This window comes from Armatimonadota bacterium (assembly GCA_020354555.1).
GTDB lineage: Bacteria > Armatimonadota > Hebobacteria.
The window spans coordinates 1,818,905-1,821,811 of sequence record CP070648.1; the positions used below are offsets into that span (position 1 = coordinate 1,818,905).

The 2,907-nt window shown below is 67.1% G+C and carries 2 protein-coding genes; one reads left to right on the forward strand and one right to left on the reverse strand.

Annotated features, from left to right (window positions below; genetic code table 11):
* Positions 1–177 precede the first annotated feature (177 nt).
* Positions 178–2,085: an alkaline phosphatase family protein gene (locus JSV65_07460; protein ID UCH36181.1), complete on the forward strand. Its 1,908-nt coding sequence runs from the start codon at positions 178–180 to the stop codon at positions 2,083–2,085.
* A gap of 7 nt (positions 2,086–2,092) precedes the next feature.
* Here the strand turns inward: JSV65_07460 and JSV65_07465 are convergent, their stop codons facing one another.
* A complete protein-coding gene (locus tag JSV65_07465) occupies positions 2,093–2,626 on the reverse strand; it encodes a GNAT family N-acetyltransferase (GenBank protein ID UCH36182.1) in 534 nt (177 codons plus the stop codon).
* Between the last annotated feature and the right edge of the window lie 281 nt (positions 2,627–2,907).

The following is a 2,907-nucleotide window of genomic DNA, read 5'->3' on the forward strand; positions in this document are numbered from 1 at the left end:
TGGTTGCACGCAGTCCTTCTGTCTCCGTAGTTACCCCGTCACACACGCCGTCCGGCGGAGTCAGCGGTGCATTCCCAACACATGGCAACCGCCACCTCGCGCCGGACGTCAAACGCGAAAGGTCATCGCCGCGCGCTGGCCGAAGGGATTCGCAAGTCGCTTGCGTTGGAGGGATTCATGCCACAGCACCGCCCCCGCGCGATCGTCGTCGGGATAGACTCGGTATCCATGAAACTGCTCAAGCGCTTCGCCGCGGAGGGATGCCTGCCGCACATCTCCGAACTCATAGCGCGCGGCGCCGCGCTGCACGCGATGTCATGCATCCCCGCCTACACGCCCACCAACTGGGCCACCCTGGCCACCGGCGCGTGGCCGGGCACGCACGGAGCGGGGCTGTGGCACGATACCGCCCCCGCCGACCCGCCGCACCGCCAGCCGATGTCAACCTTCGATTCGCGCGCCATCACGGCCGAGACCGTGTGGGAGGCGGCGGAACAGCAGGGGCTCACGTCCCTCGTAATCGCATATCCCGGGTCGTACCCGTCGCGGCTCAGGCGGGGGATGGTCGTCGCGCCGCTGCCGCAAGGGCTCTGGTCGTGGGATGTCGTGCACGGGCGCGAATACTGCGCGGGCGTCGAGCGGCGCGGCGCGCAGGCGCTGGCGCTCGAGGGTGCCGCCGACTGGCCCGGCATGCCCACGGATTCCCTCAAGGCGCTCGTGCCCGTCACCGAGGCCGGCTCACGCGACGCCTCCGTCGTCGGCGCCGTCGAGGACGGCGCCACCGCTGCCGGTCGCCAGGCCGGCGACGCCCGCAGTGTGAGCTTCTGGCTGGTCGTTCCGAAGGGAGCCGCGGGCTATGATCGAGCGCTTCTCTTCGACGACGCCGGCGGCGCGAAGCCGGTCGCTGAGATGCGCTCCGGCGAATGGAGCGAATGGATCATTCGGGAACTGCCGACCGCCTCTGGCCCGCGTGCGGTGTCGGTCAGATTCAAGCTGCTGGAGCTGAGTGCGGACGGCGCGCGCATTCGACTCGTGCGCTCGGCCATGTATCCCACTACCGATTTCACGGATCCCGCGGAGCTGTCGCCGGAGCTCATCGAGAGAATCGGTCCGTACTTCGAGCATGCCGCTCTGGCCAATGCCTCCGACTTTGCGTCGTATGAGGAATCGGTGTACGACGAGATGGAGTATCAGGTGGATTGGCAGGTGAAGGCGGCGGCGCACTTGCTGAACACGCGGGGCTGGGACATCTTCTACAACCACTGGCACTTCCCCGATTCGGTGCAGCATCGCTTCATGAGCCAGGCCGATCCCGACTCACCGCATTACGACCCCGCGCACGCGGACGCCTATCTCTCCGTGCTGCGGCGGTCGTGCGAGTTGGGCGACCGCCTGCTCGGCGGGCTGGCGGAGTTGGCCGGGCCGGAGACGTGCATTGCAGTCGTGTCAGACCACGGCAATGCGAGCAACAAGTACGCGTGCCATCTCGGCCGACGGCTTCAGGAGGTGGGCCTGCTGCGGCGCACCGGCCCGAGTGACGACGACCCGATCGACTGGGCGAATACGCTCGCCTACCAGCACGGCAGCTTTCAGGTCAACGTGAACCTTCGCGGCCGCGAGGCACACGGGTCAGTCGAGCCGGCGGAGCACGATCGCGTGGTGGATGAAATCATCAACGCGCTGCTGGACTGGCGCAATGACGACGGGATGCGCGCGGTGGCGTTTGCGCTGAGGAAAAAGGATGCGCCGATCATCGGTTACTGGGGCGAGCGGACGGGGGACGTGGTGTTCATCTACAACGCGGGCTTCGCGTGGGTCAAGCCGCACGGCGATGCGACGATTGCGCCTGCGCCGCCGGGAGCGAACCACGGGCCGCAGGTGCCGACCGCCGAAACCGCGCTGAGCAGCAACCTCGCGGCATGGGTCATCGCCGGTCCGGGCATCAAGCAGGGCTACGAGCGCGACATGAACCGCCTCGGCCCATCGCGGCTGATAGACTTCGTCCCGACCCTCTGCCACGCCCTGGGCATCACCCCGCCGGTGGATTGCCAAGGCGCGGTGGAGTACGACATCTTCGAGCGCTGATTCAGGCCTAGCGACAATCGTCGCCGTGACGGTCGAGCGCTGCGGACGCTTCGTCCGCGCTCATGGTGTACATGACGGAGCGCGCGATCTCGCGGAATCCGAGTTTCTCGTACACGCGCTGCGCCGGCAGGTCTCGCTCAAGCGTCGTCACGCGCAGCATCGTCGCGCCCTCACGTACCAGCCCATGAATCACCTCGCCGATCAGTGCCGTTGCCACGCCGCGGTTGCGCCAATTGGGATGCACCGCGTTGTTGGCCACCTCGCCGACGCGGTCGCTCTCGTTGAAGAACGAGGTGGCGTAGCCGACGAGGACTCCTTCGGCTTCCGCGACGATGACGCGGTCGAGGTGCTGCTTGCACGCCTCGTCCACCTCGCCCGCCTTGCGCTCCCGCCAGCCGGTGCCCCCGACGACGCCGTGGCGCTGCTCCACCGCCTCTGCGATACACACGCCATCCCAGCCCATGCGGTTGATCTCATAGATCGCAGGGAGATCATCAGCAGTCGCCGCTCTGACACACACTCGCCGGTTCATCTCCGTCATCGTCGCACCTCACGCTCTACGCTCACGCGACACACCGCAGGATCAGCCGCCGCCATCGCGCCGGGAAAATTCCGCCACGACAAACCGAAGCGCCCCACGAGGAATAGCCGGTCGCGCCGGCGAACAGCGTTGCGAGACGCCGCTGGCGCTCGCCGACATCCGTCACGGAACCTGCGTCGGCCTTGCCCGGCCCTGTTCGGCCCCTTGGTGCGCATCGCCGCGCGCGGAAAAGCCTTCGGGATTTCGGCGAATAATTCCTGTGTGAGATGGGAATAAGGGAA

Excerpts from the sequence above, each read along its gene's own strand:
- JSV65_07460 (UCH36181.1), top strand. The coding sequence starts at position 178 with ATGCCACAGCACCGCCCCCGCGCGATCGTCGTCGGGATAGACTCGGTA.
- JSV65_07465 (UCH36182.1), bottom strand. The coding sequence starts at position 2,626 with ATGACGGAGATGAACCGGCGAGTGTGTGTCAGAGCGGCGACTGCTGAT.